The organism is Pseudonocardia charpentierae (assembly GCF_031845345.1).
Classification (GTDB): Bacteria; Actinomycetota; Actinomycetes; order Mycobacteriales; family Pseudonocardiaceae; genus Pseudonocardia; species Pseudonocardia charpentierae.
Genome location: NZ_JAVREJ010000011.1, coordinates 184,406 through 209,613 on the forward strand (window position 1 = coordinate 184,406; position 25,208 = coordinate 209,613).

Here is a 25,208-nt window from a genome sequence, read left to right on the forward strand (position 1 = left end):
GCCGCCACCTTACGGCGGCCCATGGCCATGTCAGTGACGAGCAGCTCGTGCAGCGCGTCGTCGACGGCGACCGCGCGGCGCTCGGCGGGTTGTACGACCGTCACGGCCGTCAGGCCTACTCCCTCGCCCGCCGCGTGACCGGTAACGAGGAGTCGGGTGAAGATGTCGTCCAGGAGGCCTTCCTCGCCTTCTGGCGCGCCCCCGGGCGATTCGACCCGAGCCGCGGATCGTTCATCAGCTGGCTGCTGACGATCGTGCACCACAAGGCGGTCGACGCCGTGCGCCGGGAGCGTGCGGCCACGCGGCACAACACCACGACCCCCCACCAGGACGAGGAACGGGAAATGCCCTCTCTGCCCGGTGCGGATCACGCCGCGCTGGGCGCTCTCGCCGCGGGACACGTCCGGACGGCGCTGGCGCAGCTGCCTGCCGAGCAGCGCCAGGCTCTGGCCCTGGCCTACTTCGGGGGCTACACCCAACGCGAGGTCGCGGCCATCGTGGACGTGCCGGTCGGCACGGTGAAGTCCCGGATGTTCGCCGGTACCCGACGCCTCCGCGGTATCCTTCTCCCGCTTCTGGGCGACGTCGTCGCCGACGAGAACCCCAACGGTGCGCGGCATGACAGGTGACGTGAGTTCTTCCTGCCCGTCCGGCGAACAGGCCGTCGGGTGGGTGCTGCGCGCGTTGGAGCCGGACGAGGAGAGCGCGTTCCGCGCCCACCTGGCGCAGTGCGATTCCTGCCGCGAGGTCGCACGGGAGACGGAGCAGGTCACCGGCCTGCTGGCCGCGAGCCCCGAGCAGGTCGAACCGCCGCCGCGGCTGCGGGACGCCATTCTGACCGGGGCTGCGAGGACGCCGCAGGTGCACCGGCCCGAGAAGGAGGCAGACGAACCGGAGCCGGCCGGCCCCGTTGCGGCGCCGAGCCCCAGAGCGGGCGCAACCGGACCGGAGCCCGCTCGTCTCCGACCACGCCGGTGGGCCCGCCTGCTCGTCGCCGCTGCGGCTGCGTTCCTCATGGCGCTCACCGGCCTCACCGTCTACACCGTTCACCTCTACCAGCAGTGGAATACGGAGGTAACCCAGGTGCAGCGGCTGGCCGAGGTCATCGTCCGGTCGAAGCAGCCGGGGTCGGTGAACGTCACCCTCACCACGGACGGCCGGCCGGTCGCGGCGGTGATGGTCGTCGACGGCCAGCTGACGCTGCTGAGCAGCGAGCTCGCACCGAACGACCGAGCCACCACCACGTACGTCCTGTGGGGTCTCGGCGATGCAGACGCAGCTCCTCTGCCGATCGCCGCGTTCGACGTCGTCGGCTCCGATGCGGCGCCCCGCTGGTCCGGTGCGGCGCCCGGCGCGTTCTCCGGCTACGCGGCCTCGTTGGAGCCCGGCCGGACCATGCCCGCCACGCCGACGTCGATCGTGGCAGCCGGTCAGGCGGGGTAGGTCGGCGCCGACCGTGCGGACGCGGTCTTGCGGGTCGTCCGGGTCGCCAGCCGTCCCGCCTTACCGGCGAGCACCCGTACCAGTGACTCGAGCGGACCCCTTCCGACGGCACGCCGCCAGCCGACCGCGAACAGCACGGCGGCGACGACCTGCACGAGGTAGCCCCCCAGCGCGTCGAACTGGTCCAGCGGCGAGTTCAGGAAGACCACGTGGCAGGTGTAGACGGTGAGGGTGAGGGCGCCGACGGCGGCGAGCGGCGAGGTGACGGCGCCGATCACCCGGGCCGCCGCCGGCCGGGTGACGTGCCCGAGCAGCAACATCACTCCGAGCACGGCGACCGCCGAGCCGGTGGTCTGAACGAGGTCGACCGGCGTGCTGGAGTGGGGGGCGTCCGTCGCCAGCCACCACCAGGTCGTGGTCGGTGTCGTGCCCTCGGGCCAGAGCGTGACGAAGTCACCGACGGTGGGCGCGGACGCCAGCTCGTCGGCCGGCGTGACCGAGCGGATCCGTTCCAGACCGCCGAGCGGCCCGAGCAGCCACCACGACAGCGCGGTGGCCCCCAGGGCCAGCGTCGTCCCCACGACGACGAGCCCGGCGGCGACCCGGGCCGAGGACAGCCGTAGCCGTCCGACGGCGATCCCCGCGCAGATGTAGACGAGCCAGGGCACGGCCGGGTAGTAGCCGGTCAGCGCCAGCTCGGACAGCAGAGCACCCGGATCGGCGAACGCGGTGAACGAGGGATTCACCAGATCCGGCACCGGCAGGTGCGGACGGACGAGCTGGCTCAGGACGGGCACCCCGCCCGCGACGAGTGCGCCGCTTGCGAGGAGCACCTTCGTGGGCAGGAACACCAGCGGGATCGCGAGCAGGAACAGCACCGCGTAGTAGGGCAGGATGTTAGCGGCGAGCTCGACGTCCGTGTAGCCCAGCGCCAGCCCGATGAGGCCGACGACCAGACCGCGAACGGCCAGCGAGACCACCGCCCGACGGCCGTCCGCGCCGCCGGATACCCGCCGCCGCCCGGTGGTGAAGGCGATGCCCATGCCGGCCAGCACGGCGAACAGCGCGGCCGACCGGCCTGCGGTCACGAGATAGGTGAGGCTCGGGCTGCCGTCGGGGTCGACGTCGTACAGGGCGTGCACGGCGATCATGCCCAGCACGGCCAGCCCCCGAGCCGCGTCCATGCCGCGCAACCGTGCACCGGCCGGTGCGGTCGGGGGAGCGGCGGGCCCCTGCGTGGTGCCCGGTGCCGCGCAGAGTGCGGCGGTCATGCCATCACCTCGTCGATCAGGTCGTGGCCCAGGTCGGTGGGCAGCCGGGACGGGGCGCGCAGCCCGGCGTCGTGGTACCAGTCCGCAGTGGCCTCGGGGTGCGGGCCGACGACGCCGACCCGTCCGGCGCCGAAGGGAGCGACCAGGGCCGCGATCCCGCCGTTGGGGTAGCGGGCGAGCACGGTGGCACCCGTGGCGCCGGGCGCCGGCACGAACACCGGGCCGTCCTGGAAGAACAGCTGCCGGCGGTGCCCGCGCCAGTCGACGTCGATGATGACATCGCCGGTTCCGCGGACCGTGGCACCGGGCGTGGCGACGTACTGGTCGGTGTCCCCGGGCAGCAGGTCGAAGCCGGGTGTGGCGCCGGCGAGGTACCCGCCCAGACAGAATCCGAGGTAGCGACCGCCTGCGGCGACGTAGTCCCGGATGGTGGCCCGGTGGCGGCGCATCAGACAGTAGGCGGCCCGCAGCGTGCCCCCGCCGGGTTGGGCGTAGAGGACGGCCCGGCTCAGCGTCGCCGGCCGGAGTTTCTCCCCTCTGCCGACGTAGCGCACCTCGAAGCCGAGCGGCGAGCTGCGCAGGAGGTCGGCGACGGCCTCGGTGCAGGCGGTCGGCCGAGCTGCCGGACCGCGGTAGACCAGCGCGAGAGGCCGCATCAGGTTCCTGCGGTGGGTGCCGGGTGCAGGGTCAGCGCGGTGCAGCGGATTCCACCGCCGCCCTTGGCGAGCTGGGTCGTCGGCAGCTCGACCACGCGCAGGCCGCGGGCGCGCAGCGTCGCCGCCAGCTGTGGTGCGCGGTCGGTCATGGTCACGGTCCGGCCGTCGCTGACGAGGTTCAGGGCGAACCGGGCCGCTTCCGCCGGGGAGACCTCGATGAGCTCGAGCCCGAGACCGCGGAGCACCGCTCGACTCGGGGCGTCGAAGGCCTGCGGGCACCACGCGAGCGTGTGCGGATCGTCGACGACCGCGAGGGCGAGGTCGAGGTCGTACCACTGCGGTCCGACGGTGCGCAGGCTCACGACCTCGTAGTCGAGCTCCTCGGCCAGCAGGTCGTGCATCCGCCGGTCGGTCCGCTGCCCGTGGGCGGCGAGCAGCAGGGGGCCGCACGGCAGGGCGTCGCCCTGCCCGCTGAAGGCGTAGGGCGCCTCCACGACGCGGAACCCGCTCTCCTTCAGCCACGCGCGGTGGTGCGGGCTCTCGGGTTGCCGGGGCGCGGGCAGGTTGGCCAGCACCGCGGTGCGCCCGCTGACGAGTGCGGCGTTCGCGGTGAAGACCATGTCCGGGCAGCCCGGGACAGAGGGCAGGTGCTCGACGACGCGACCGGCGTGCAGGTGGGCCTCGACGATGGCGCGATGCTCGGTGACCGCGGCCACGTGATCGGGCTGATCCGCGGTGGACATGTAGGGGTTGATCTCGTAGTCGACGCGGAAGTGCTCGGCGTCGGAGACGAGCAGGTGATCGTTCATCAGGCAACTCCTTCTGCGGGGATCCCGCGCCAGTGCGTGCCCGCAGGCAGTTGCTCGCCCTTCATCACGAGCGAGAGGGGCTCGAGGGTGGTGTCCGCACCGACGGTGGCGTCGTAGAGCACGACGGCCCGGTCGCCCACGCTCGCGCGGGGACCGACCCGCACCGTCGACATCTTCATCACGCGGTCCTCGAAGAGGTGGGTCTGCAGGGAGACGTCGCGGCCCACCGCCGCGTCGTCGTCGATCTCGACCAGGTCGAACTCCGTGAGGTAGGTCGAGGCGATGAAGGTGCGGCGCCCGATCCGCGCGCCGAACAGGCGGAGCACCGGGGGGAGGAACGGCGTGCCCACCAGGAGGTAGAGCAGCGCCGGCACGGCCGCGGCCTCGTACAGTCCGGTCACGAACTCGGCACGGCGGACGAAGCCGCTCCACAGTGGCTCCACCCGCGGGCGGTAGGTGCCGACCACGAGCCACTTGACCATGGCGACGACGCCGGAGACGGCGAGCCCGGAGAGCACTGCGAGCAGCGGCGCGAGCAGCGCGACGGCGCCGACGCCGGTGCCCGCGACGGCCAGCATCGACAGCGACAGCAGGTACAGGTACACCGCAGCCGCGACCAACGAGGCGGGCAGCGTGATGCGCAGGAACTCGACGGCCAGCCGCCCGGCCACCCGCCGCCTGCTCGGCAGGAACGTCAGGCTCTCGGCGAAGTCGCCGCTGTCCTGCCGAGCCGGGAGGTGCATCGCCGGGGAGCCCAGCCACGCGGAACCGGCCGGCACGCCGGCGGCCGGCGGCACGGTCTGCACCCCCACCAGGGAGTCGTCGCCGAGCCGTGTCCCGGGTGGGATCAGCGCGGCGTTGCCGACGAAGGCCCGCGCTCCCACCTCGGAACGGCGGAAGCTGACCCGGCCGTGGTGGAAGGTCGCGCCGCCCATGCTGGCCATGTCGGCGATGAAGCTCTCGTTGCCCAGGACGAGCAGGTCGGGGTCGAGGTGCGCGACGGTGGAGACCTCGGCACCCCGGCCCACCTTCGCGCCCAGCGCGCGGAGCCACGGCACCGTGTACAGCGTCGCGTACAGCGAGTTGGTGAACTCGAGACTCATCTCCAGCACCTTGTCCGCCAACCACTTGCGCACACCGAGTGCGGAGCGCGCGGGGTAGACGCCGACCGGAGTGTCCGGTTGCACCAGCGAGTGCACCGACAGGACGGTCACGCAGACCGTCAGCACGAAGACCGGGCCGACGAGCAGGGCCGACACCAGGCCGACGGTCTCGCCGTACACCAGCAGGGCGCTCCAGACCAGAAGCACCGTCGGGATGAGCATCAGCAGGGGCAACAGCTCCAACAGGACGAGCCCGGCGGCCACGGCGAGGTGCTGGACGCGCGTCCATCCGGCGGCGGGAGCGTCCCGGTCCAGCTCGGCCAGCGTCTCGTCGACCTGGTCGGTCCGCGTCGACGGGGAGCCCACCCAGCGTTCGCCGGCGGGGATGTGCTGACCGCGAGCCGCAGTGGACTGCTCGGCGAGCACCGCCCAGTCCCCGATCGTGGTTCCGGGTTCGAGCACCGCGCCCGAGCCGACGAAAGCCCCCTCTCCGATCGTGATGGGCTCGACGACGACCCAGCCGTTCTCGACCACCCAGGGGCGCATGGCCACCCCGTAGCCCACGCTCGCACCGGATCCGATCCGCAGCAGCGACGGCAGGGACACGATCGCCGTGCCCATGTGCACGTCGTCGCCGACGCGGGCACCGAGCAGCCGCAGGTAGGGGGTGATGAGCGGCGACCCGCTCAGCACCTGCAGCGGTGCGAGCGAGAGCATGACGTCCAGCGCCCACAGCTGCAGGTAGGTGCCGCTCCACAGGCGGTGGCGGCCGGGGGCGACGCCGTGGCTCAGCACGCGCACCATCACCGGCGCCAGCAACCAGCGCAGACCCAGGTACACCGCGGTCGCCATCAGCGCGATGAGGCTCAGGACCCTGAGCGAGACCTGGCCGGAGTTGGCGATGTAGATCGCCACGACCGGCAGGGTCAGCAGAAGCATCAGCGCGTACAGGTAGGCCCCCTGCAGAGCCCCGGCCACTCCGTAGCGACCGCTCGACACCACGGCGTGCTCCGCCGGCACCCTGGACGTCGCGCCCGCCACCGATGCGGCGTCGGTGCGTGCCTGCAGGTGCGCCGCCATGGTGCGCACCGTGGAGTTCTGGTAGAGGTCGCGCACCGCCGGCGTCACGCCCACCCCGCGCTCCCGAAGGAGCGACACCGCCGTGGCCGCAAGCAGCGAGTGGCCTCCGAGGTCGGCGAAGAAGTCGGCGGTGACCGACAGATCGCCGGGGTCGAGCCGGAACGCGGTCGCCCAGGCGTCGCGAACGGCCACCTCCATGGGGCCGTCCGCGGTGACGACATCCCCGCTTCTGACGATCAGCCGGCGGCCGCTCGGCGCAGGCAGCCGGCGGCGGTCGACCTTGCCGCTCGGCATCGTGGGCAGCGCGGGCAGCACCTCGAGGTAGCCGGGCACCATGTAGTCGGGTACGCGCTCGCGCAGCAGCTCGTGCAGTCTCCCGATCGGCTCGGCATCGGCCGAGCCGGACCGCGTGGTGACGTAGGCGACGAGTTCCTCGGCGCCCCCGACGGGCAGCAGCGCGGCCACCGCGCTCTCCACGGCCGGGTCGTCGAGCAGCACGCTCTCGATCTCGCCGAGGTCGACCCGGTGGCCCCGGATCTTGACCTCGTCGTCCGCGCGACCCAGGTAGACGATCTCGCCGTTCTCGTCCACGCGCCCGAGGTCACCGGTGCGGTAGATCCGTTCGCCCGCCGGCCCGTACCGCACGAACTTGTCGGCGGTCTTCTCCGGCATCCCGACGTAGCCGTTCGCCACGCCGGGGCCGCCGATGCAGATCTCGCCCGCCGTGCCGGACGGCACGACCCGTCGGTTCTCGTCGAGGATGACGATCGAGTACGTCGGCATGGGCCTGCCGATCGTCACCGGACGGCCGGGAAGCAGCTCTCCCCAGGTCGCGGTCACCGTCGCCTCGGTGGGCCCGTACGTGTTGAGCATGCGTCGGCCCGGTCGTGCCCACCGCTCGACCAGCCCGCCGGGGCAGGCCTCGCCGCCGACCATCAGCCCGCGGACAGCCGGCAGGTCGCGCGGAATCGTCGCGAGCAGGGTCGGCACGCAGTAGAAGAGCGTGACACCGGTCAGTTCCAGGAAGTCGGCGAGCTCGGCGCCGAGCCTGCGGGAGTCGTTCGGGCCCACGACCAGGGTCGCGCCGGCCGCGAACGTCGGCCAGATCTCCTCGATCGAGAAGTCGAAGGAGACCGTCATGCCCTGGTACACGCGGTCCGTCGACTGCACGTCGTAGACCTGGGTGGCGATCTCGATGAAGTTGCAGATGCTCGACTGCGCCACCTCGACGCCCTTGGGGCGGCCGCTCGAACCCGAGGTGTAGATCACGTAGCAGGGCGCGTCCCCGTCGGGATCGACGCACAGGCGGGGGTAGGGCCCCTCCTCGCGCAGGTCGGCGTCCTCGTCCAGCACGAGCACCGGCTGGTGCAGGCCCTCGGTGGCGGGCCGCAGCTCGGAGGTGCTGAGCAGAAGATCGAGCGCGGAGTCGTCCGCGATGTACCGGACCCGGTCCGGGGGCGAGGCCGGGTCGATGGGAACGAACGCAGCTCCGGCCTTGAGCACGCCGAGAAGCGCGGTGTAGGTCAGCGGGGAGCGGTGCAGCAGGATGCCGACCCGGTCACCCGAGCCGATGCCCCGCGAGCGGAGGAGATGGGCCAGCCGATTGGCGGCCCACTCGAGCGCGCCGTAAGTCACCTCGCGGTCCCCGTCGTCGACCGCGACGGCCTCGGGGGTCCGGTCCGCGCTCGCCTCGAAGAACTGCTGCAGGCGCCGGGGGGACATGGCCGGCCGGGGGTGTGGCAGGAGTGGGGCCGAGGCGGGACGGGCCGAGGTCCGGCGGGCGGCGATGTCTACCAGGGACAAGAAGGCGGCCCTTCGTTGGGCGGTCGGAGCGGGTGCACGGGTGGGTGGGCGCAGCCGTGCTGCATCGATCCCCCCGTACAGGCCATCGACCGGGCGCGCTCCGTGGTTCGCGTGCCGAATCTCACCCCGTCGTGCGGCTGCCTAGGGCGAACCGTTTCCGCTTCCCGTGCGAACGCGCGACCCGTCTCCCGGTCGGCTGAACCGATCGCCCCCGGCGCGCGAACACCTCTTGTGCTGATGTCCCCGTTCGGATCGGCGCTTCGCCGTCTCGTGTTCATCGGTCTGCCCGGCGCGGCCGTGATGACGGCTGCGCTGGTGCAGGTCGCCCGGGTCGATCGAGCCGGTGCCGTGGCGCCGGTCGGCGCCCGCGGCCTCGCGCATCTGCAACTCGTGGCCTACGCCGAGCTGACCGGTGCGGCGCACCGTTATCCGGACCTCACGGGTGCTGCCCAGGAGCTGGCTCTCGTCGCGTGCGCCGTCGCGCTGACCGCGCTCGTGGCGGTCGCCGTCCGACTCAGAGTCCATCCCGTCGCGCTCGCCCCGATGCTCGTACTGCTGGCGGCATGCCCGCCGGCCGTCGGCGTCCTCGTGACCTTCGGATCCGGGCTGCTCGGAACGGCCTGGCTCAGCGCGGGTGCCGCTCTCCTCACGTCGCCGCGGTCGCTGGCCCGAGCCCTGGGCGTCGCCGTCATGGTGCTCGGCCTTCTCACCGCGCCCCTGCTCGCCGTCCCGGTCGCCGTGCTCGTCGTCGGGATCACTGCCCGGCGGTGGGCCCCCACGGCCGCGGTCGCGTCCGCACTCGGCTGCGCGGCGCTGGTTCTCGTCCATTTGTCCGCGACCCCGGAGACGTCGGTGACGTCGGCGACGACCGGTACCGGGCGCGATCTGCTGGTCGCGACGGCAGCCGTGGTCGTCGTCGTCGGCCTCGTGTTCCGTGGCCTGCGTGCCGTGGCAGCCGCGACGGCGAGCACCGCACTACTGCTGGTCGGGGCACCGTGGACGTCGTTCGCTCTACTGCCCGCGCTCGTGGTCGCGACAGTGGCCCTCGGGGCGGCGGAACTGGACGAGTTCGTCTGGCATCTCCGGCAACGACAGCGGTGGCTGCGCAGGGTCGCGGTCGCTCAGCTGCCCGGACGCTCGACGTAGTCGGCGGATACCAGCGCCCCGTCGCGCAGGCCCAGCACCCAGACGCTGCCCTTCTTCGACGGCACGTCGTCGACATCCACGTCGACCGACACCGTCGCCTCCTGGGTCAACGCCGCGATCACGTGGGGAATCACCCCGCCCTGGCTGCACACCACGGTGACTCCGGGCTGGGCCGTCAGCTCCCGCACCCGCTCGAGCGTGGCGTCCGGGTCGTCCACGTAGCTGCTCTCGCTCAGCAACGGCTCGGGGGCGACCTCCAGACCCAGCGCTTCGGCCAGCGGCGCCACCGTGTCGCGGCAGCGCACCTGCGGGGAACTGACGATGCGGTCCGGGCCGTACAGCGGCAGGAGTTCGGCGATCTGCTGCGCCTGCTTGCGCCCCGCGGTCGACAGCGGGCGGAGGCCGTCGTCGCCGTCCCAGCTGTCGCGGCTCCCGGCCTTGGCGTGCCGCACCACCAGCAGCATCGACGTCGGCGGGCCCAGCTCGGCGAAGCGCGCGACGACATCTGCGTCGTGCGCGTAGGTCAGCAGGCCCTTGGCGGTGTCCGGCGACACCCAGCACAGCTCGTCCACCTCGTGGTTCGGCACGAAGTCGACCGACGATCGCGCCTCCGCCGACCAGTACCGCACGAACTTGCGGCCGTCCGCCACTGCGTAACGGACGTCGCGCAGCCACGCCCCGAGCCGCGCCGCGACCCCGGTCTCCTCCTGCAGTTCACGCACTGCAGCGGCCGCCATCGACTCGCCTGATTCCAGCTTCCCCTTGGGCAGCGACCAGTCGTCGTAGCGAGGCCGATGAACGAGAGCGATCTCCGGACCAGGGCGCCAGAGAACCGCCCCGGCGGCGAGGATGTCGCCGTCGGGATCCTGCTTGCTCACTCGGCCGCAGCCCGGGACGCCGCCCGCGAGTGCAGGTGCATCATCTCGGCCTGGTGGTCGCGCACCGGCGACACTCCCGAGTCGGGCGCCGGCGACGGCCACCACGAGCCGTCCGCGTTGAGCGTCCAGCACCGGGTCGCGGGGTCGAGGCACGAGTCGAGCACCGTGCGCAGGTAGTCGGCGAGCTTCGGCTCGGCCACCCGCAGCAGCACCTCGACGCGCCGGTCCAGGTTGCGGTGCATCATGTCCGCGCTGCCGATCCAAATCTCGTCAGCGGCGTTGAAATGGAACACCCGGGAGTGCTCGAGGAAGCGCCCGAGGATCGACCGGACCTGGATGTTCTCGCTGAGCCCCTCCCGCCCGGGCCGGATCGCGCAGATCCCGCGCACCACGACGTCGACCGGCACCCCGGCCTGCGACGCCCGGTACAGCGCGTCGATCACCTGCTCGTCGACCAGCGAGTTCACCTTGATCCGGATGCGGGCGTCCTTGCCCTCCCGGTGCGCCTCGATCTCGTCCTCGATGCGCCGGACGATCCCGCGCCGCACGCCGTAGGGCGCCACGAGCAGGCTCTGGTACGAGGTCTGGCGCGAGTAGCCGGTGAGGGCGTTGAACAGGTCGGTGAGGTCTTCGCCGATCGTCGGATCCGCCGTCAGCACCCCGAGGTCTTCGTAGAGCCGGGCGGTCTTCGGGTTGTAGTTGCCGGTGCCGATGTGGCAGTAGCGGCGGATCGTGTTGCCCTCCTGGCGCACCACCAGGCAGGTCTTGCAGTGCGTCTTGAGACCGACGAGGCCGTAGACGACGTGCACGCCCGCGCGCTCCAGCTCGCGCGCCCACCGGATGTTGGCCTGCTCGTCGAACCGCGCCTTGATCTCCACCAGCGCGACGACCTGCTTGCCCGCCGCCGCGGCGTCCTTGAGCGCGTCGACGATGGGGGAGTCGCCCGACGTGCGGTAGAGCGTCTGCTTGATCGCGAGCACGTTCTTGTCGGCAGCGGCCTGCTCGACGAAGCGCTGGACGCTCGTCGCGAACGAGTCGTACGGGTGATGGATGAGGATGTCGCCCTCGCGCAGCTGGGCGAACACGCTCTTGGCCGTCTCGCCCTCGGCGAACGCGGATGCCGTGGCGGGCCGGAACGGCTCGTCCTTGAGGTCCGGCCGGTCCACGCCGACGATCTGCCACAGCGCGGTGAGGTCGAGCAGGCCCGGGACGGTGACGACGTCGTTCGGGTCGACGTCCAGTTCGCGCAGCAGCAGCTCCAGCACGTGCGGGCTCATCGTGTCGACGACCTCGAGCCGGACCGGCGGCCCGAACCGGCGGCGGGCGAGCTCGCGCTCCAGGGCCTGCAGCAGGTCCTCGTCGCGGTCTTCCTCGACCTCCACGTCCGCGTTGCGGGTGACCCGGAAGGCGTGGACCTCGGCCACTTCCATGCCGGTGAACAGGTCCGACAGGTGCGCCGCGATCAGGTCTTCGATGGGCAGGAAAGTGATCGACTTGTCGTCCCGGTCGACGGGCCTTACCCGGACCAGCCGCGGGACGTTGTTGGGCACCTTGACCCGGGCGAACCGCTCGGTGCGGCCCTGGGGGTCGCGCACGGTCACGGCCAGGTTGAGCGAGAGCCCCGAGATGTAGGGGAACGGGTGCGCCGGGTCGACCGCCAGCGGGGTCAGCACGGGGAACACCGTCTCGGTGAAGTACGTCGAGAGCGCAGTGCGCTGCTCGTCGCTCAGCGACGACCACCGGTTGACCCGGATGCCCTCCTTGTCGAGCTCCGGGCACACCTCGTCGAGGAACACCTTCGCGTGCGCGACGGCCAGCGCCTGCGTCCGCGCAGAGATGTGGGCGAGCTGCTCGCGCGGCGTAAGGCCGTCGGCACTCCGTACCCCGAGGCCGGCCTCGTCGCGACGCTTCAACCCGGCGACGCGGACCATGTAGAACTCGTCCAGGTTGCTCGCGAAGATCGCCAGGAACTTGGCCCGCTCGAGCAGCGGCTGACTGGTGTCCTCGGCCAGCGCGAGCACGCGGGCGTTGAAGTCGAGCCACGACAGCTCGCGGTTGAGGTAGCGGTCGTCGGGCAGGGTCGAGACGGGGGCGACGGTCCGCGCCGGGGGCACTACGGGCACGGCCGCGTCGGGGGAGACGGGCGTCGTCGCGGTGGTCACGCCGTTTGCTGCGGGCGGGGGTGCCACGACGGGGTCGTCCTGCTCAGGCCGCTCGACGGTGGCCGAGGCCCGGCCGCCCGTACGCGCCGCCGGCCGGGTACGCCGACCGGAGCGTGGGGTCGAGACGGGTGAGGGCTGGTGCTCACCGTGGTCCTGGGAGTCGTCCACGGTCCGATTCTCACCCACGCACCGGTCGTTGGGGGACCGAAGGCTTCGACATCCGGGTGAACTCCCGATGTCCGGGAGCGGTCACAGGGTGGACACAGGATCGGCGGGGAGAATGAGGACATGACCTTGTTCCGTCGCGCCGTGTCGATCCTCGCCGTCTGGGGTGCAGCGACCATGTTCGGGCTGGCGTTCGCGGAGATGACCAAGGTCGGACCGGTGCTTCTCACACTCACCCGTGGGCACGGCATCCACGCGGGCGACCTTCTCGCCTTCGCCGCCGCCTACAGCGTGGCGGCGGTCTTGACCCGCTACCTGCTCCGCGGGGCGGGCTTCTCGTTGCTGCGATGACGTGATCTGCTGAGTCACTCGTGGGGCGGCTGACCACCGTAGACGAGCGTCGAGTCGACGATCTGGTCGATGACGTCGGGCTTGGGGGCGTCGGGCTTGTCCGACACCCACGCCAGCACGATGGAGTATTCGAGGGTGCCGTCGGGGTTCGGCGTGGTCGGGCCACTGGGAACGGCGGCCACTTCCGCGGTGAGGTTGGCGGTGGGGTTGGTGAAGGTGAAGCGGTGGCGGTAGCCGTCCCGCTTGCCGATCTTCGCGGGGCCCTGGTTGAGGGTCGCCCCCTTGGTGATGCCCGGCTCACCGGTCACCGCGTCCTCGACCGCTTTCGCGGCCTCCTCGATGGTGGGTGCCGTCGTGGTGGCAGTCCGTACGAGACCGAGCGCGCAGCTGACCTCGTTGTCGCCCATGCAGGTCGTGGGGGCCACCATCTGCGGGATGACGGGGTTGGCGCTGTTGATGACCTGGTGCCAGCCGGTCGGGATGGCGACCATGACGTGGGTGGTCGGACCCGACAGCAGCAACGGCTCGGGTTGTGCAGGTGGTGCGGCAGCGGGCTCGGCGTTGCCGCAGCCGCTCAGAAGTAGAGCCGAGGCGGCCACGACGGCGAGTCCGCCGGCCCGTCGGGAATGAGTTCGAGTTCCTGACATCTGAGGGTCCTTCCTCGCGCCCTGACGGGTCGCTGTCGGATTTGTCGGGGGGCACGCAGAAGGTGGCGCCGCGCGTTCGCCTGCAGCGGGTCCGATGCGACGGGCCGGGACCGGGCCCGCCCCGGAGGGCGGGCCCGGCGGTGAGTGCGGGTGGCGCTCACCGTGATCGTGAACCGATCAGCAGAACTTCTGCGCGAACGCGCCACCACTGGTGGCCGCGATCGCTGCACCACCGCCGCCGGCGGTGCAGTTGGCCGAGGCGACGTCGTCCGCGGGCTTACCGGTCGCCGACGCCGTGGCGGTCGAGCCGGAGCCGACCGACCGGGCCACTGCGTAGCTGCCCGGACGGGTCGCGGTTGCGGACGAGTACCCACCGTTGGCCGCCTCGGCGTAGGCCGTGGCGTTGTTGCCCGCGGTCGCCTTCGCGAAGGTCGCCGTGTTGCCTCCACCGTTGGCGATACTGGTCGCCTTGCCGTTCACGCTGCCGGGCTCGGTGTTGGCGGCTGCCCACCCGCCACCGGTGGCCACAGCCTTGACGGTGTTCTTGGTGCCGTCCGCGTTGCTCTGGGCCAGGCTGTCCTTGCCGGTCGCCGAGGCGGTCGACTCATTGCCGTTTCCGTTGGCCGAGGCCTGCGCGCCGGACAACGGGGCCGGGTAGATACCCCCATTGGTGTTCTTGGCGGTCGACGACACCTCGTTGCCCTTGCCGGTCGTCGTCGAGGTGGCGGCGCCGTTGTCTGCCTTCGAGCTGCTCTCGTTCCCAACACCGGTGGTCGTGTTGCTTGCCTGACCGCCATTCTTGGCGCCGGCGTCGTTCTTGTTGTACCCGCCGCCGCTGTTGATGTTGGTCGCGGTACCGCCGATCGCGGCCTCGGCCTTGTTCTTGTTGGAATCCGAGTTGATGTTGGTGTTCGAGGCCGTGCTGCCCTTGTCGGCCGCCGTCGCCTCGTTCTTGTTCTTGTCGGAACCGGAATTGAGGTTGCCGGCGGTGCCGCCGGTCTTGGCCTCGGCCTTGTTCTCGTTGTAGTTCGACTTGTCGTTGAGGTTGCTCGCGGTGCCGCCGCTCGTGGCCTCGGCCTTGTTCTTGTTGGAGTTCGAGTCGGTGTTGGCGTTGAAAGCCTTGCTGTCCTTATCGGACGCCTTGGCCTCGTTCTGGTTCTTGTTCGAGTTGGTGTTCGCGTTCCCGGCCACGCCGCCGTTCTTGGCCTTGGCCTCGTTCTGGTTGTAGCTCGACTTGCTGTTGGAGTTGCCGGCGATGGCGCCGCTGCCCTCGGCTTCCGCCTTGTTCTTGTTGGAGTTCGAGTTGTCGTTGCTGTTGGCGGCGTTGCCGGCGTCCTTGGCCTTGGCCTCGTTCTGGTTGCCGTACGACTTCAGATTGCCATTACCGGCACCGCTGCCGTTCTTGGCTTCCGCCTTGTTCTTGTTCTTGTCCGAGTCGACGTTGGTGTTGCTCGCGCTGCTCTTGTTCTCGGCCTTGGCCTCGTTCTCGTTCTTATGAGAGTTGTCGTTGCCGTTGCCGGCGAAGCTGCCGTTCTTGGCCTCGGCCTTGTTCTCGTTCTTGTCCGAGTTCTTGTTGTTGTTGATGGCGAGGCTGCCGTTCTTGGCCTCGGCCTTGTTCTTGTTGTCGCTCGAGTTCTCGTTGCTGTTGCCGGCGAAGCTCGTGTCGTCGCGGTAGGCGCGGTTCTCGTTGCGCCTGCTGTCGCTGTCGTTGCTGTTGACGCCGTTGCCGGAGTTCTGGTTCGCGGACTTCACCACCGAGTGGCCCGGCGATGCGGCGGCGTACACCGTCCCCGAACCGGCAGCGATCATGCCGAGGGCCAGCACAGCGGTCAGCATGGTCTTCTTCGTGGTCTTCACTGAACAATCCTTCTTCGCAGTATGGTGAGAAACTCGTTCGGATCGTGCGCGGAGGAACGAGCTGCTCATCCAGGTCGCGTCAAAGGCACCCGGAAGGTCCACGTCGCGCGGCGCCCGTACGGCGGAAGTGGTGGTCGATCCACCCCGACAGCTGCGGAAGTGCCGGCCGACGGCAGGGCCAGCAATCCGGTGAGGCCGGACGAGCCGCTGGGGCTCGAACTGTCGGCCGGTGGCGCCGGGGTGTGGCTGCTGAACAGCCGGGAACCGGAGCCCAACGTCATCGACACGTGATTGAGCGCGAGCTCTGCCGCCGCGGAAGAATCTGCCTCGGCCCGGTTCGAGAACGAGCCGGAAGTGAGAAGCGTCGAGTCGGGGCTCGACGAAAACGCCTGCACCAGATCACGGCGGTTGAGCTCGCCCGTGGCGAAACCGACGTTTGCGCTACCAGAGCCTGCGTCCCATAGCGACTGGCGGTGCCCGACCTCTTCCATCGGGATCCGGACAGTCGGATCGACCGCAGCCGGGCTACCCTCGGACGGTCCGGCGAAGGCGACCGGTGTGGCAAGAAGCAGAAAGACGACAAGAGCGAATGGAGTGGCGACGTAGGTTCGCGCCCACTTCAGTCGATCCTGCATCGTCGCGCCCATCTGCCACCTCCGCTTCTCATTTGTCGACATGGCTGTCTCGAGGCTCACCGGCTCGACATCAGCGATACCGGGTTCTCGTCGGGGTCGATGCGGCCGCATCCGCTGGGGATCGGATGCGCGCCATTTGCTGCGTACACCACGTTTCTCGGCCCGTCGTACGACCTTGTTACGAGTTCATTGCAGGATGCCCCGTACGGCCTAACGGTGACTACTCTCCGTGAATTGCAGCAGTTCGGCTACTCATTCGGAGTCATGTCCGTACATTTTCTCGACGAGATACCGAAAATTGGGTTTGCAGTCCGCAGCCGGCGGTCGGCGTCACCGGCAATTTCAGACAAATCAGATGGGCGAAGTCATGACCAGCGCAAACGAGCGCGTTCAGCACCGGCCCGTCGGCGCCAGTACGGCTCGGGTGTGCAGGCCAAGTCCCAGCTCGGCCGCCGCGCACAGGTCGTCGCCCGTGTCGACGTCTTGACGCAGCCCCGGTCCGGCCCCCGCCAGCGCTACTGCGCCGGACTCGCGGTGACGCGCTGCTGACCCCGCACCGAACAGTGGGTCGAGCGCCACGAAGGATGCAGCGAGTAACAGGGTCGTGCCGGTGCCCTGCGCGTCCGGACAGAACGCCCGCCGGGCACCGGTGGCGAAGAGCGCCGCGGCGTCGTGCAGCGCCTCATCAAGCTCCGATGGCCGCAATGCGGGCAGGTCGGCCTGCAGCGCACCGACGGGAGCGTCCGGGTCGGTGGCCCGCAGCAGCGAAACCCCGTGACGTAGGGCGTCGTTCAGCCCACCGGCCACGTCCGGCGCGACCTCCACGCCGACGGCCGCGAACTCTGCGGCCACTACGGGATCCGAGCTGATCACCAGCAACCGCCGCACGGCCCGGCTCGCGAGCACGGCCGCGACGGTGTCGTGCGCGAGAGCGAGTGCGAGCGCGGCATGCGCGCCGGGGTCGCCGACTCCGTGATCCGCCGCACCGCGTAGCCGGGTCTTCGCCGCATGCAGGGGCTTGACCGGCACAACGAGATCCACGCACTCCATCCTCACAAATTCCGGGGCCGAGGGTTGCGGTGGACCGCACGTCACCCACCCGTGAGACTCTGCGAACCGGACACGGCTTGACAGGGGGACATAGGTGGCGCGCGAGCGGGGCGGCTTCTGGATCGGCTTCTGCGCCGTCTTCTTCTATCCCTTCGGCTGGCTCAGCGCGCGCCCGCGGTTCGTCGGGCTGGAGCACATCCCGCGTCAGGGCGGCGCCGTGATCGCCGCCAACCACATCTCCCACGTCGACCCGATCTACAGCGCGCTCGCCGTCCACATCGCCCGCCGCGTGCCCCGCTTCCTCGCCAAGGACAGCCTCTGGCGCGTCCCCCTGCTCGGCACGATCCTGCGCTCCACCGGTCAGATCCCAGTGTTCCGCGGAACGGCCGACGCCAAGGCGAGTCTGCGTGAAGGTACGGCTGCGCTGGAGGGCGGTAAGGCGCTGATCGTGTACCCGGAGGGCACGATCAGCCGCGACCCCGCGCACTGGCCCATGCAGCCGCGCACCGGCGTCGCCCGGCTCGCGCTCGCCTCCGGCGTGCCGGTCGTCCCGATGGTGCACTGGGGCACGCAGGCGGTCCTTGACGGCTACCGCAAGCGCTACCGCCCACTGCCCCGCACGACTGTCACCGTGCGCTGCGGCGAACCCGTCGACCTGTCGGCCTACCGCGGACGGACGGTCGACGCGGCCGTGCTGCGCGAGGTCACCGACCTCATCATGGGCCGGGTCCGCGACCTGCTCGCCGAGGTCCGCGACGAGCCCGCCCCGCAGGAGTTCTACCGGCGGGAGACGGCGTGACGACCGAGATCCAGCGGGTCGCCGTCCTCGGCGCCGGGTCGTGGGGGACGACCTTCGCGAAGGTTCTCGCCGACGCCGGCCGCGACGTCGTGCTGTGGGCACGCCGCCCCGAGATCGCCGAAGCGATCACCGAGAGCCGCTGCAACCCCGAGTATCTGCCGGACGTCGAGCTGCCGCCGCTGGAGGCGACGACCATCGCGGCGGTCGCTCTGGAGGGCGCCGACGCCGTCGTGCTCGCGCTCCCGTCGCAGACGCTGCGGCACAACCTCAGCGCGTGGCGGACGCTCCTTCCGCCAGGACGCACGCTGGTCAGCCTCGCCAAGGGCGTCGAGTTGGGCACGCTGGAGCGGATGAGCGAGGTCATCGCCGAGGTCGCGGAGGTGCCGTCGGATCACGTCGCGGTGTTGTCCGGGCCCAACCTCTCCCGCGAGATCGCCCTCGGCGAGCCCACCGCGACCGTCATCGCCTGCCGCGACCACGACCGGGCCGTCGCTCTGCAGCACGCCTGCATGACCGGCTACTTCCGCTCCTACACCAACACCGACGTCGTCGGCTGCGAGCTCGGCGGAGCCGGCAAGAACGTCATCGCGCTCGCCGTCGGGATGGCCGCCGGGATGGGGTTGGGAGACAACAGCCGCGCCTCGCTGATCACTCGGGGACTCGCCGAGGTCAGCCGTCTCGGTGTCGTGCTCGGGGCCGATCCGCTGACCTTCGCCGGCCTCGCCGGCCTGGGCGATCTCGTGGCGACCTGCTCGTCGCCGCTGTCGCGCAACCGCACCTTCGGCGAGCGGCTCGGGCGAGGGGAAACCCTCGCCGAGGCCGAGGCGGCCAACCACGGCCAGGTCGCCGAGGGCGTCAAGTCGTGCCAGTCGATCTGCCAGCTCGGCCGGCGGCACGGCGTCGAGCTGCCGATCTCAGACGCCGTGCGGCGGGTGTGCCACGAGGGTCTGCCGGTCCCGGCCCTGGCCAAAGAGCTGATCAGCCGTGCGCCGCGCCCGGAGTAGATGGTTGTCAATGACGAAAAAACAAGGCAGCGAGAACACCTGACGCCAACAAGCAGGTGACCATGCCCACGAGCACAACGGGCAGCATCCAGGGCGTGATCGGACCAATGAGCATGGCCGCCGCGCCGAACACGGCAACAAGCCAAGCGGCAGTCGTCGAGTTGGAGGCAGGCTTGAGCATGTACCGGTCTCTCGAACGCATGGGCTTGCAGGGTCACTGCACGACTCGTTCCGGTGAGGGCATCGGTTAACCAGACTGCTTACTGAGCGCGATCTTTACTGCACTTGGAGTATTTGACCTTGACCGTCGTAGTGCCGGCGAGCGGGGCCTACGCTGGCTCGATGGATCTCGGCGACGGCACCCGCTGCGTGCACGGCGGTCACACCGCGGACGGTCGTCCGGGCGCCCCGTTGCACGCCGGCCCGGTGCTCTCGTCGACGTTCCATCTCGGCCCCCCCGACGACGAGCTGCCCGGCTATTTCTACGGCCGGCCCGGCAACCCCACCTGGACTGCGCTGGAGGAGGCGATCGGCGCACTCGACGGCGGTGAGTGCGTCACCTTCGCCTCCGGAATGGCCGCTGTCGGTGCCGTCCTGCGCCTCACCGCCCGGGCCAGCGCCGCGATCGTCCTGCCGTCCGACGGCTACTACGTCACCCGCGCCCTCGCCCACACCGAGCTCGCCCCGCTCGGCGTCGAGATCCGCGAGGTGCCCACCTCCGGCCCCTGGCCTGACGGCGTGCTGGACGGCGCGACATTGCTGCTCGTCGAGACGCCCTCCAACCCCGGCCTTGACGTGTGCGATCTCCGGGCCGCAGCTGCGGCCGCCCATGCGGCCGGCGCGCTGCTCGCCGTCGACAACACCACCGCCACCCCACTCGGGCAGCGCCCTCTCGCCCTCGGCGCCGACCTCACGGTCGCCAGCGACACCAAGGCTCTGTCGGGCCACGGCGACGTGCTGCTCGGCCACGTCACCGCGGCCGACCCCGCGCTGGCCCAACGCCTGCGCGAGGCCCGCACCCGCACCGGCGCCCTTCCCGGCCCGATGGAGGCGTGGCTCGCTCACCGCGGGCTCGGCACGCTCGACCTGCGGCTCGCCCGCCAGGCAGCCAATGCCGAAGCGCTCGCCCACGCCTTGCGCGAGCACTCCGCAGTGACCGACGTCCGCTGGCCCGGGCTGCAGAACGACCCATCACACGCCGTCGCCGCCACGCAGATGCGTCGATGGAACGGGGTCCTCCGATTCACGCTGCCCTCGGTCGACGCAGTGAGCCGGTTCCTGGCCGCGTCTCGCTACACCGCGTCGGCCACGAGCTTCGGCGGCCTGCGCAGCACCGCCGACCGCCGCCAGCGCTGGGGCGACGCCGTCGCGCCCGGCCTCGTCCGCTTCTCCGCAGGCTGCGAAGACACCGCAGACCTCGTCGACGACGTCGTGACCGCGCTGGACACCGCCTGAGAACGACGGTTCGGCGCAATATCACACTCGCGTAACCGGTCCTCGATATGGTTCCCTCCGAGTGACGGAGGTGGTCGATGCCCGAGCGACAACCCGACCCGGCTGACCCCGAGCAAGCCATGGCCCTGTCGGGCTGTGCGCCTCCGACGGGGTCCCGGGTTCTCCTGCTCAATGCCACCTTCGAGCCGCTCGCGGTCGTCACCGCCAAGCGTGCCGTCGTACTGATGCTCACCGGCAAGGCCGAGTGCGTGCAGGCCGCCCTCGAGGGCGTCTTCCACTCGGAAAGCCTCACGATCGTCGCACCGTCGGTCATGCGCCTCTCGCGATATGTGCGCGTGCCCTACCGCCGCCCCGTCCCGATGACCCGCGCCGGCGTGCTCCGCCGCGACGGCCGGCGCTGCGCCTACTGCACCCGCCGCGCCGACACCATCGACCATGTCGTTCCCCGCAGCCGCGGCGGCGGACATACCTGGGAGAACTGCGTCGCGGCCTGCCGAGCCTGCAACTCGCGAAAGGCGGACCGCCTGCTCGACGAGCTGGGCTGGTCGCTGCGGGTGAAGCCGTGTGCGCCGCATCGCGCCGCCGGCGGCGTCATGGTGCTGACCGTGGAGCCGCACCCGGCCTGGGAGCCGTGGCTGAGCGCCGCAGCTTAGTCCAAGATCACGGATTTATACTCGCTGCGGTTGGCCGGACCGCCCGTCCGGGTATACCTGCAGGGTCGGTCAGTGACGGCGCGACACTGTTCTCAGTTGCTCTGCGCAACGGTCTGTGCCGCGGGAGGCCTCGTGATCCGGGTCATGGTGGTCGACGACCACGACTTCGTCCGCAGCACGATGTGCGAGTTGATCGACGGCACGGACGACCTGCGGGTGGTCGGGGAAGCGGAAGACGGTGCCCGAGCCGTGGCGGTGGCGCGCGAGACCACCCCGGACGTCGTGCTCATGGACCTCTCCATGCCCGTCCTGAACGGCATCGACGCCACACGCCAGGTCGTGGCCGCGGTTCCCGCGGCTCGGGTGATCGTGCTGACGACCTCGACCAGAGGCCAGGACGTGCACGACGCCGCTGCGGCCGGCGCGGTCGGGTTCCTGTCCAAGGGGGCCGACCCGGACGACGTGCTCGAGGCCATCCGAGCGGCGGGGATAGGCGGCACGGCCTGGGACCGCCGGTCGGCGGAGATCCTGCGTCGGGCCTGCTGAAGCGACGTACCGGCTGTCGAGCGGTCGGCGGTTACCACACGGATCTACTCGACGATCGACAGGTCGGGCATCCCTGTGGGTTCGCGCAGTACCTATTGAAGCGTTGCGCCATTCAGGCTGGTTGATTTTGCCGAACAGCCTAACCAATTTTAGGGAACTCCCCCCGACTGCCCGAGCCTTCTGACGTGACTTTACCTGCTGTTTGGTTCGAGCGACGAACTGTGGAGTCCGCGCGGCTCGTTATCGCAAGGGAACCGATGTTGCGGGCATCACAATGAATCTCGTCTCGTAACGATGGCCGGTGCTCCCTCGACTGTTTAGCGTGGGTAACTTCTCAAGTACGGACGGGCGTTCGTCGAACCCTGACCTATTCACAGGCAACGCATAGGAAAACGCTCGCCGGGGATGCGGAGCGCCTCCCGGGGGCCCTGAGTCGTGCCGGAATCGGCTGATTGCCGTGCGCCCATCAGTTGGGCTCATTGATGGGGCAGGTGTATTCGGCCTGTGCTGAAAAAGCAGGAAAGGTGAAGGCGTGAATCAGAGGCAGATGCTGTCGCAGTCGACACGGAGCGACGCCTCCCCTCGGGTCGCCCTTGTCATCGCTGCGCACAACGAGGAGCAGGTGATCGCCGACACGCTGCGGGCGGCAACGGCGCAGAGCTACCCCTCGACACCGTGCTGGTGATGGCGGACAACTGCACGGACCGGACGGTGGAGATCGCCTCGGGCATCCCCGGCGTGACGGTGATCGAGACCGTCGGCAACGCGCATCGCAAGCCGGGAGCGCTCAACGCGGCGTGGCGCCTCCTCCGCGGTCGCGTCCACTACATGGCGCGCATCGACGCCGACACCATCCTCCGTCCGGCAGCGGTCGGGCAGTGGGTGGAACAGATGGTGCGCGAGCCGCAGACCGCCGGGATCTCCGCACGGTTCACCATGCAGTCGGACCCCGCCAACGCCCCGGCGCAGAACGTCTGGGCGAGGCTGCAGAAGGCGGAGTTCGCACGCTGGACCGACACCGCCCTCAACCGCGGCGGCCACACCACCGTCCTCGCCGGCACCGCGTGCATGCTGCGCATGTTCGCCTTGGAGGCGGTGCACGAGAGCCGGGTGATCAACGGCGTCGGGTCTGGCCCGTGGTCGTACTCCTCGCAGGTCGAGGACTTCGAACTCACCTACCGGCTACGGATCCTGGGCTTCCACACCAAGGTCTCCTACACGGTGCGGGCTTACACCGACGCCACGGTCGACGTGCGTGCGCTGTGGGCACAGCGGATGAAGTGGCAGGTCGGCACACCGTCGAGGACCTCCTGGCGTTCGGCGTGAACCGGTTGACGCTGCGCGACTGGGGCCAGCAGTTGCTCGGCCTGTGCGCGGCGGCCGTCCGAGCCGGCTGGCTGGCGGCCACCATTCTGTACGCGATGCTCGGCACTCTGCACATTGCCGCTGTGTGGTTCCTCCTTCCGGCATTGTTCATCGCCAACGACGTGAAACAGGCACTCCGGGTGCCACACCGCGATACGAAGGATCTGCTGCTCGCGGCGCTCCTCCTGCCGCAGGAGGCATTTGCCTGGATGCGCGCGGGGTGGTTCTCCAAGGCCTGGATCGACTGCCTCTGGTCGAAGATGAGCGGGCAGCGCAAGGATCGCTGGCAGCTGCAGTACGCCGCCGAAGCGAAATAGGAAATCCGGAGAGAGCGGACCGCTCCACCTCCACGCAACGAAGGGAGACAACGATGTACGGCGCCAAGACGAGCATCGCCGCGTCCAGCAGTGGCCTCGCCGGTGTGGCGGCAACCTCCACCACCCACATCTGGCTGCTCTTCGCGGCCATCACGGTGCTCTTCGCCCTCAGTGCGGTGGCTCAGTTGGCGCGTAAGCCCAAGGCGCACCGGCCGTGACGGGCAACCCTCGAGCGGATGTGAAACGCGGATCATGAAGTTGCCGCCGGACGAGCTGGAGGCGCGCCCCGAGCCACGCGCGTCGCGCAGAGCCCTCAGATTTCTCGGCAGGATGTCGGCCGCTGCGTTCGGCGTGGTCCTGATCTTCGTCTGCGTGCAGACCGTGGTGCGTGAGCAGTTCGCGTCGTCCGGCCCGTCCCGAGCTGCCGTCGCCGCACCGGAGCCCTACGCCTGCACGGGCTACGTGGCACTGACGTACGACGACGGCCCCAGCGCCGGTGCGGAGGAGCTCGCGGCCGCACTCGAGCAGTCGCGGCTGCGCGCCACCTTCTTCATGATCGGCAAGAACGTCGAGAAGGAGCCGGACGTCGTGCGGGACCTCGCGCAGCGGGGCTTCGCGATCGAGAACCACACCTACAGCCATCCTGACCTCACCGGCCTGTCCCGGACGGCGCTCGAGAGCGAGATCCAGCGGGGGAGTCAGGCGATCGAAGGCGTGACCGGTCAGAAGCCGGCGCTCCTGCGGCCGCCGGAGGGGGCGACCAACGCGAACGTCCGGAAGGTCGCTGCCGGGTTCAGCGCCACCGAGGTCATTTGGACGACGGACACCGACGACTGGCAGGAGGGCAAGACCGCGCAGGACATCGCGAACTCCGCCCTGCAGGTGCCACCGGGCGGCGTGATACTCATGCACGACTTCGGTTCGGAGACCGAGCTCGACGCCGTCCCCCTCATCGCGGCGGGACTTCGGGACCGTGGCCTGTGCGCCGGTAAGATCGTTCCCTCGACGACGGAAGTACCCGTGTGGGACGGGCTCTCCTACTTCGCCACGGCGGCGCCCTGGTGATCCAGGTGGCCCGGTCGTCCGTCGGAGGGCGTCTCGCGTGAGGGCGCGGCACGCCCTCCGCGGACCGAGAGCTCGTGACCTGATCCGTCAGGTCCTGTCGGGAGGAGGACCTGTGCGTGCGTCACTGGTCCTCCTCCTCGGCCTCGCGGTGGCGGCGGTCCTGCTGACCAACTGCTCCCGCAGCCGGTACGAGGACGTCGCCGCATCGACGGACTGGCAGCTCGTGTGGTCCGACGAGTTCGACGGCGCTGCCGGCAGTACGCCCGGCGCGGACAAGTGGACGTACGCCACCGGCGGCGACGGCTGGGGCAACGAGGAGCTGCAGCACTACACCGACGGACCGGAGAACGCCTCGCTGGATGGTCAGGGGAATCTGATCGTCACCGCCCGCGTCGACGACCCGGCGACGCAGCAGTGCTGGTACGGCCCATGCCGGTACACCTCGGCGCGGCTGACCACCCAGAACAGGTTGAGCCAGCAGTACGGCTACTTCGATGCCAGGACCGGGTGCCGCGCGGACAGGGCGTCTGGCCTGCCTTCTGGATGCTCGGCGACAACCTCGACTCGGCCGGCTGGCCGACCGCAGGCGAGATCGACGTGATGGAGAACGTCGGCAAGGTTCCCGGGAGCGTGTACGGCACCCTGCACGGCCCCGGTGCCGTCTACGAGAACCAGCAGGTCACCGCTGAGTACACGCTGCCCGAGGGGCAGGCGTTCGCGGACGACTTCCACACGTTCGCCGTGGAATGGTCGCCGACGGCCATCACTTGGTACGTGGACGGGCAGCCGTACGAGAAGCGCACGAAAGAGGAGCTAGCTAGTGCGTTGACCATGAACGTTCGCCTAGTTGGCGACACGCCGTGCAGCGTCCCGGGCTTCGACTGCTGTTGATCTCACCCTCGGTTCCGGTATCGGGTCGGATCGGGAGCGGAGATCTGCATGGCAGAA

27 protein-coding genes are annotated in these 25,208 nt (G+C 70.2%); 16 read left to right on the plus strand and 11 right to left on the minus strand.

Going from position 1 to position 25,208, the window contains the following annotated elements; translation table 11 throughout:
• Positions 1–47: 47 nt before the first annotated feature.
• A complete protein-coding gene (locus RM445_RS17050) occupies positions 48–629 on the plus strand; it encodes an RNA polymerase sigma factor (RefSeq protein ID WP_311557443.1) in 582 nt (193 codons plus the stop codon).
• Positions 619–1,443 carry an anti-sigma factor gene (locus tag RM445_RS17055; RefSeq protein ID WP_311557444.1) on the plus strand — a complete coding sequence of 275 codons (825 nt, stop codon included), beginning with the start codon at positions 619–621 and terminating at the stop codon, positions 1,441–1,443. Before RM445_RS17050 ends, RM445_RS17055 begins: the two co-directional genes overlap by 11 nt.
• Here the strand turns inward: RM445_RS17055 and RM445_RS17060 are convergent.
• The 4 genes from RM445_RS17060 to RM445_RS17075 are packed head-to-tail and all read right to left on the minus strand — an operon-like array spanning position 1,431 to position 8,084.
• Complete coding sequence (locus tag RM445_RS17060; RefSeq protein WP_311557446.1) at positions 1,431–2,714, minus strand: heparan-alpha-glucosaminide N-acetyltransferase domain-containing protein; 1,284 nt, start codon at positions 2,712–2,714, stop codon at positions 1,431–1,433. The two genes, RM445_RS17055 and RM445_RS17060, sit on opposite strands and share 13 nt — an antisense overlap.
• The gene (locus RM445_RS17065; protein WP_311557447.1) at positions 2,711–3,370 is read right to left on the minus strand and encodes a BPL-N domain-containing protein; all 660 of its coding nucleotides are present in this window, start codon (positions 3,368–3,370) and stop codon (positions 2,711–2,713) included. Before RM445_RS17065 ends, RM445_RS17060 begins: the two co-directional genes overlap by 4 nt.
• Positions 3,370–4,179, minus strand: coding sequence for a dimethylarginine dimethylaminohydrolase family protein (locus tag RM445_RS17070; RefSeq protein ID WP_311557449.1), 810 nt, complete (start codon positions 4,177–4,179; stop codon positions 3,370–3,372). Before RM445_RS17070 ends, RM445_RS17065 begins: the two co-directional genes overlap by 1 nt.
• Positions 4,179–8,084 carry a Pls/PosA family non-ribosomal peptide synthetase gene (locus RM445_RS17075; protein WP_311557450.1) on the minus strand — a complete coding sequence of 1,302 codons (3,906 nt, stop codon included), beginning with the start codon at positions 8,082–8,084 and terminating at the stop codon, positions 4,179–4,181. Before RM445_RS17075 ends, RM445_RS17070 begins: the two co-directional genes overlap by 1 nt.
• A gap of 318 nt (positions 8,085–8,402) precedes the next feature.
• On the opposite strand from RM445_RS17075, the gene RM445_RS17080 reads away from it, so the two are divergent.
• Positions 8,403–9,311 carry a hypothetical protein gene (locus RM445_RS17080; RefSeq protein ID WP_311557451.1) on the plus strand — a complete coding sequence of 303 codons (909 nt, stop codon included), beginning with the start codon at positions 8,403–8,405 and terminating at the stop codon, positions 9,309–9,311.
• On the opposite strand, the gene RM445_RS17085 is transcribed toward RM445_RS17080, so the two are convergent.
• Together RM445_RS17085 and RM445_RS17090 are read right to left on the minus strand one after the other, a co-directional pair.
• On the minus strand, positions 9,287–10,189 hold the full coding sequence (locus RM445_RS17085) for an NUDIX hydrolase (protein WP_311557452.1): 903 nt from the start codon (positions 10,187–10,189) through the stop codon (positions 9,287–9,289). The genes RM445_RS17080 and RM445_RS17085 overlap by 25 nt on opposite strands.
• Positions 10,186–12,351 (minus strand): RNA degradosome polyphosphate kinase, encoded by a 2,166-nt coding sequence (locus RM445_RS17090; protein ID WP_311557494.1) that lies wholly within the window; start codon positions 12,349–12,351, stop codon positions 10,186–10,188. Before RM445_RS17090 ends, RM445_RS17085 begins: the two co-directional genes overlap by 4 nt.
• Positions 12,352–12,639: 288 nt before the next feature.
• Between RM445_RS17090 and RM445_RS17095 the strand changes: the two genes are divergently transcribed.
• On the plus strand, positions 12,640–12,867 hold the full coding sequence (locus RM445_RS17095; protein WP_311557453.1) for a hypothetical protein: 228 nt from the start codon (positions 12,640–12,642) through the stop codon (positions 12,865–12,867).
• Between the two features lie 14 nt (positions 12,868–12,881).
• Here the strand turns inward: RM445_RS17095 and RM445_RS17100 are convergent, their stop codons facing one another.
• The 4 genes from RM445_RS17100 to cofC all read right to left on the minus strand — a co-directional run bounded on the left by RM445_RS17100 (position 12,882) and on the right by cofC (position 17,056).
• Positions 12,882–13,514, minus strand: coding sequence for a hypothetical protein (locus RM445_RS17100; protein WP_311557454.1), 633 nt, complete (start codon positions 13,512–13,514; stop codon positions 12,882–12,884).
• Between the two features lie 177 nt (positions 13,515–13,691).
• A complete protein-coding gene (locus tag RM445_RS17105; RefSeq protein WP_311557455.1) occupies positions 13,692–15,371 on the minus strand; it encodes a hypothetical protein in 1,680 nt (559 codons plus the stop codon).
• Positions 15,372–15,436: 65 nt separating this feature from the next.
• A complete protein-coding gene (locus RM445_RS17110; RefSeq protein WP_311557457.1) occupies positions 15,437–16,018 on the minus strand; it encodes a hypothetical protein in 582 nt (193 codons plus the stop codon).
• Between the two features lie 378 nt (positions 16,019–16,396).
• Positions 16,397–17,056: a 2-phospho-L-lactate guanylyltransferase gene (cofC, locus tag RM445_RS17115; protein ID WP_311557459.1), complete on the minus strand. Its 660-nt coding sequence runs from the start codon at positions 17,054–17,056 to the stop codon at positions 16,397–16,399.
• 94 nt (positions 17,057–17,150) lie between these two features.
• On the opposite strand from cofC, the gene RM445_RS17120 reads away from it, so the two are divergent.
• A complete protein-coding gene (locus tag RM445_RS17120; protein ID WP_311557461.1) occupies positions 17,151–17,855 on the plus strand; it encodes a lysophospholipid acyltransferase family protein in 705 nt (234 codons plus the stop codon).
• A complete protein-coding gene (locus tag RM445_RS17125) occupies positions 17,852–18,859 on the plus strand; it encodes an NAD(P)H-dependent glycerol-3-phosphate dehydrogenase (protein WP_311557463.1) in 1,008 nt (335 codons plus the stop codon). Before RM445_RS17120 ends, RM445_RS17125 begins: the two co-directional genes overlap by 4 nt.
• 7 nt (positions 18,860–18,866) lie before the next feature.
• Here RM445_RS17125 and RM445_RS17130 read toward each other — a convergent pair whose 3' ends face one another.
• Positions 18,867–19,061 (minus strand): hypothetical protein, encoded by a 195-nt coding sequence (locus RM445_RS17130; protein ID WP_311557465.1) that lies wholly within the window; start codon positions 19,059–19,061, stop codon positions 18,867–18,869.
• A 140-nt stretch (positions 19,062–19,201) separates the two neighbouring features.
• On the opposite strand from RM445_RS17130, the gene RM445_RS17135 reads away from it, so the two are divergent.
• The 10 genes from RM445_RS17135 to RM445_RS17180 all read left to right on the plus strand — a co-directional run bounded on the left by RM445_RS17135 (position 19,202) and on the right by RM445_RS17180 (position 25,151).
• Entirely contained in the window at positions 19,202–20,314 is a 1,113-nt protein-coding gene (locus RM445_RS17135) for a cystathionine gamma-lyase (protein WP_311557467.1), read from the plus strand.
• Between the two features lie 77 nt (positions 20,315–20,391).
• The gene (locus tag RM445_RS17140) at positions 20,392–20,967 is read left to right on the plus strand and encodes an HNH endonuclease (protein ID WP_397469338.1); all 576 of its coding nucleotides are present in this window, start codon (positions 20,392–20,394) and stop codon (positions 20,965–20,967) included.
• Positions 20,968–21,099: 132 nt separating this feature from the next.
• Positions 21,100–21,513 carry a response regulator gene (locus RM445_RS17145; protein ID WP_311557468.1) on the plus strand — a complete coding sequence of 138 codons (414 nt, stop codon included), beginning with the start codon at positions 21,100–21,102 and terminating at the stop codon, positions 21,511–21,513.
• Between the two features lie 532 nt (positions 21,514–22,045).
• Positions 22,046–22,198 carry a glycosyltransferase gene (locus RM445_RS17150; RefSeq protein ID WP_311557470.1) on the plus strand — a complete coding sequence of 51 codons (153 nt, stop codon included), beginning with the start codon at positions 22,046–22,048 and terminating at the stop codon, positions 22,196–22,198.
• Positions 22,198–22,839 carry a glycosyltransferase family 2 protein gene (locus RM445_RS17155; protein WP_311557472.1) on the plus strand — a complete coding sequence of 214 codons (642 nt, stop codon included), beginning with the start codon at positions 22,198–22,200 and terminating at the stop codon, positions 22,837–22,839. Before RM445_RS17150 ends, RM445_RS17155 begins: the two co-directional genes overlap by 1 nt.
• Entirely contained in the window at positions 22,836–23,195 is a 360-nt protein-coding gene (locus RM445_RS17160; RefSeq protein WP_311557473.1) for a hypothetical protein, read from the plus strand. The genes RM445_RS17155 and RM445_RS17160 overlap by 4 nt, the downstream gene beginning before the upstream one ends.
• Positions 23,196–23,248: 53 nt before the next feature.
• Positions 23,249–23,413, plus strand: coding sequence for a hypothetical protein (locus RM445_RS17165; RefSeq protein ID WP_311557475.1), 165 nt, complete (start codon positions 23,249–23,251; stop codon positions 23,411–23,413).
• A 34-nt stretch (positions 23,414–23,447) separates the two neighbouring features.
• A complete protein-coding gene (locus tag RM445_RS17170; RefSeq protein ID WP_311557476.1) occupies positions 23,448–24,260 on the plus strand; it encodes a polysaccharide deacetylase family protein in 813 nt (270 codons plus the stop codon).
• A 112-nt stretch (positions 24,261–24,372) separates the two neighbouring features.
• Positions 24,373–24,861: a glycoside hydrolase family 16 protein gene (locus RM445_RS17175; RefSeq protein ID WP_311557478.1), complete on the plus strand. Its 489-nt coding sequence runs from the start codon at positions 24,373–24,375 to the stop codon at positions 24,859–24,861.
• Entirely contained in the window at positions 24,804–25,151 is a 348-nt protein-coding gene (locus RM445_RS17180; RefSeq protein ID WP_311557479.1) for a glycoside hydrolase family 16 protein, read from the plus strand. The genes RM445_RS17175 and RM445_RS17180 overlap by 58 nt, the downstream gene beginning before the upstream one ends.
• Positions 25,152–25,208: the final 57 nt, after the last annotated feature.

Bases quoted from the DNA above. Each gene is read 5' to 3' on its own strand.
- RM445_RS17155 (WP_311557472.1), top strand. From the start codon at position 22,198: ATGGCGGACAACTGCACGGACCGGACGGTGGAGATCGCCTCGGGCATC.
- RM445_RS17070 (WP_311557449.1), bottom strand. From the start codon at position 4,179: ATGAACGATCACCTGCTCGTCTCCGACGCCGAGCACTTCCGCGTCGAC.
- RM445_RS17055 (WP_311557444.1), top strand. From the start codon at position 619: ATGACAGGTGACGTGAGTTCTTCCTGCCCGTCCGGCGAACAGGCCGTC.
- RM445_RS17065 (WP_311557447.1), bottom strand. From the start codon at position 3,370: ATGCGGCCTCTCGCGCTGGTCTACCGCGGTCCGGCAGCTCGGCCGACC.
- RM445_RS17110 (WP_311557457.1), bottom strand. From the start codon at position 16,018: ATGGGCGCGACGATGCAGGATCGACTGAAGTGGGCGCGAACCTACGTC.
- RM445_RS17080 (WP_311557451.1), top strand. From the start codon at position 8,403: ATGTCCCCGTTCGGATCGGCGCTTCGCCGTCTCGTGTTCATCGGTCTG.
- RM445_RS17170 (WP_311557476.1), top strand. From the start codon at position 23,448: ATGAAGTTGCCGCCGGACGAGCTGGAGGCGCGCCCCGAGCCACGCGCG.
- RM445_RS17140 (WP_397469338.1), top strand. From the start codon at position 20,392: ATGCCCGAGCGACAACCCGACCCGGCTGACCCCGAGCAAGCCATGGCC.
- RM445_RS17135 (WP_311557467.1), top strand. From the start codon at position 19,202: ATGGATCTCGGCGACGGCACCCGCTGCGTGCACGGCGGTCACACCGCG.
- RM445_RS17095 (WP_311557453.1), top strand. From the start codon at position 12,640: ATGACCTTGTTCCGTCGCGCCGTGTCGATCCTCGCCGTCTGGGGTGCA.
- RM445_RS17130 (WP_311557465.1), bottom strand. From the start codon at position 19,061: ATGCGTTCGAGAGACCGGTACATGCTCAAGCCTGCCTCCAACTCGACG.
- RM445_RS17165 (WP_311557475.1), top strand. From the start codon at position 23,249: ATGTACGGCGCCAAGACGAGCATCGCCGCGTCCAGCAGTGGCCTCGCC.
- RM445_RS17075 (WP_311557450.1), bottom strand. From the start codon at position 8,084: ATGTCCCCCCGGCGCCTGCAGCAGTTCTTCGAGGCGAGCGCGGACCGG.
- cofC (WP_311557459.1), bottom strand. From the start codon at position 17,056: ATGGAGTGCGTGGATCTCGTTGTGCCGGTCAAGCCCCTGCATGCGGCG.
- RM445_RS17180 (WP_311557479.1), top strand. From the start codon at position 24,804: ATGCTCGGCGACAACCTCGACTCGGCCGGCTGGCCGACCGCAGGCGAG.
- RM445_RS17100 (WP_311557454.1), bottom strand. From the start codon at position 13,514: ATGTCAGGAACTCGAACTCATTCCCGACGGGCCGGCGGACTCGCCGTC.
- RM445_RS17060 (WP_311557446.1), bottom strand. From the start codon at position 2,714: ATGACCGCCGCACTCTGCGCGGCACCGGGCACCACGCAGGGGCCCGCC.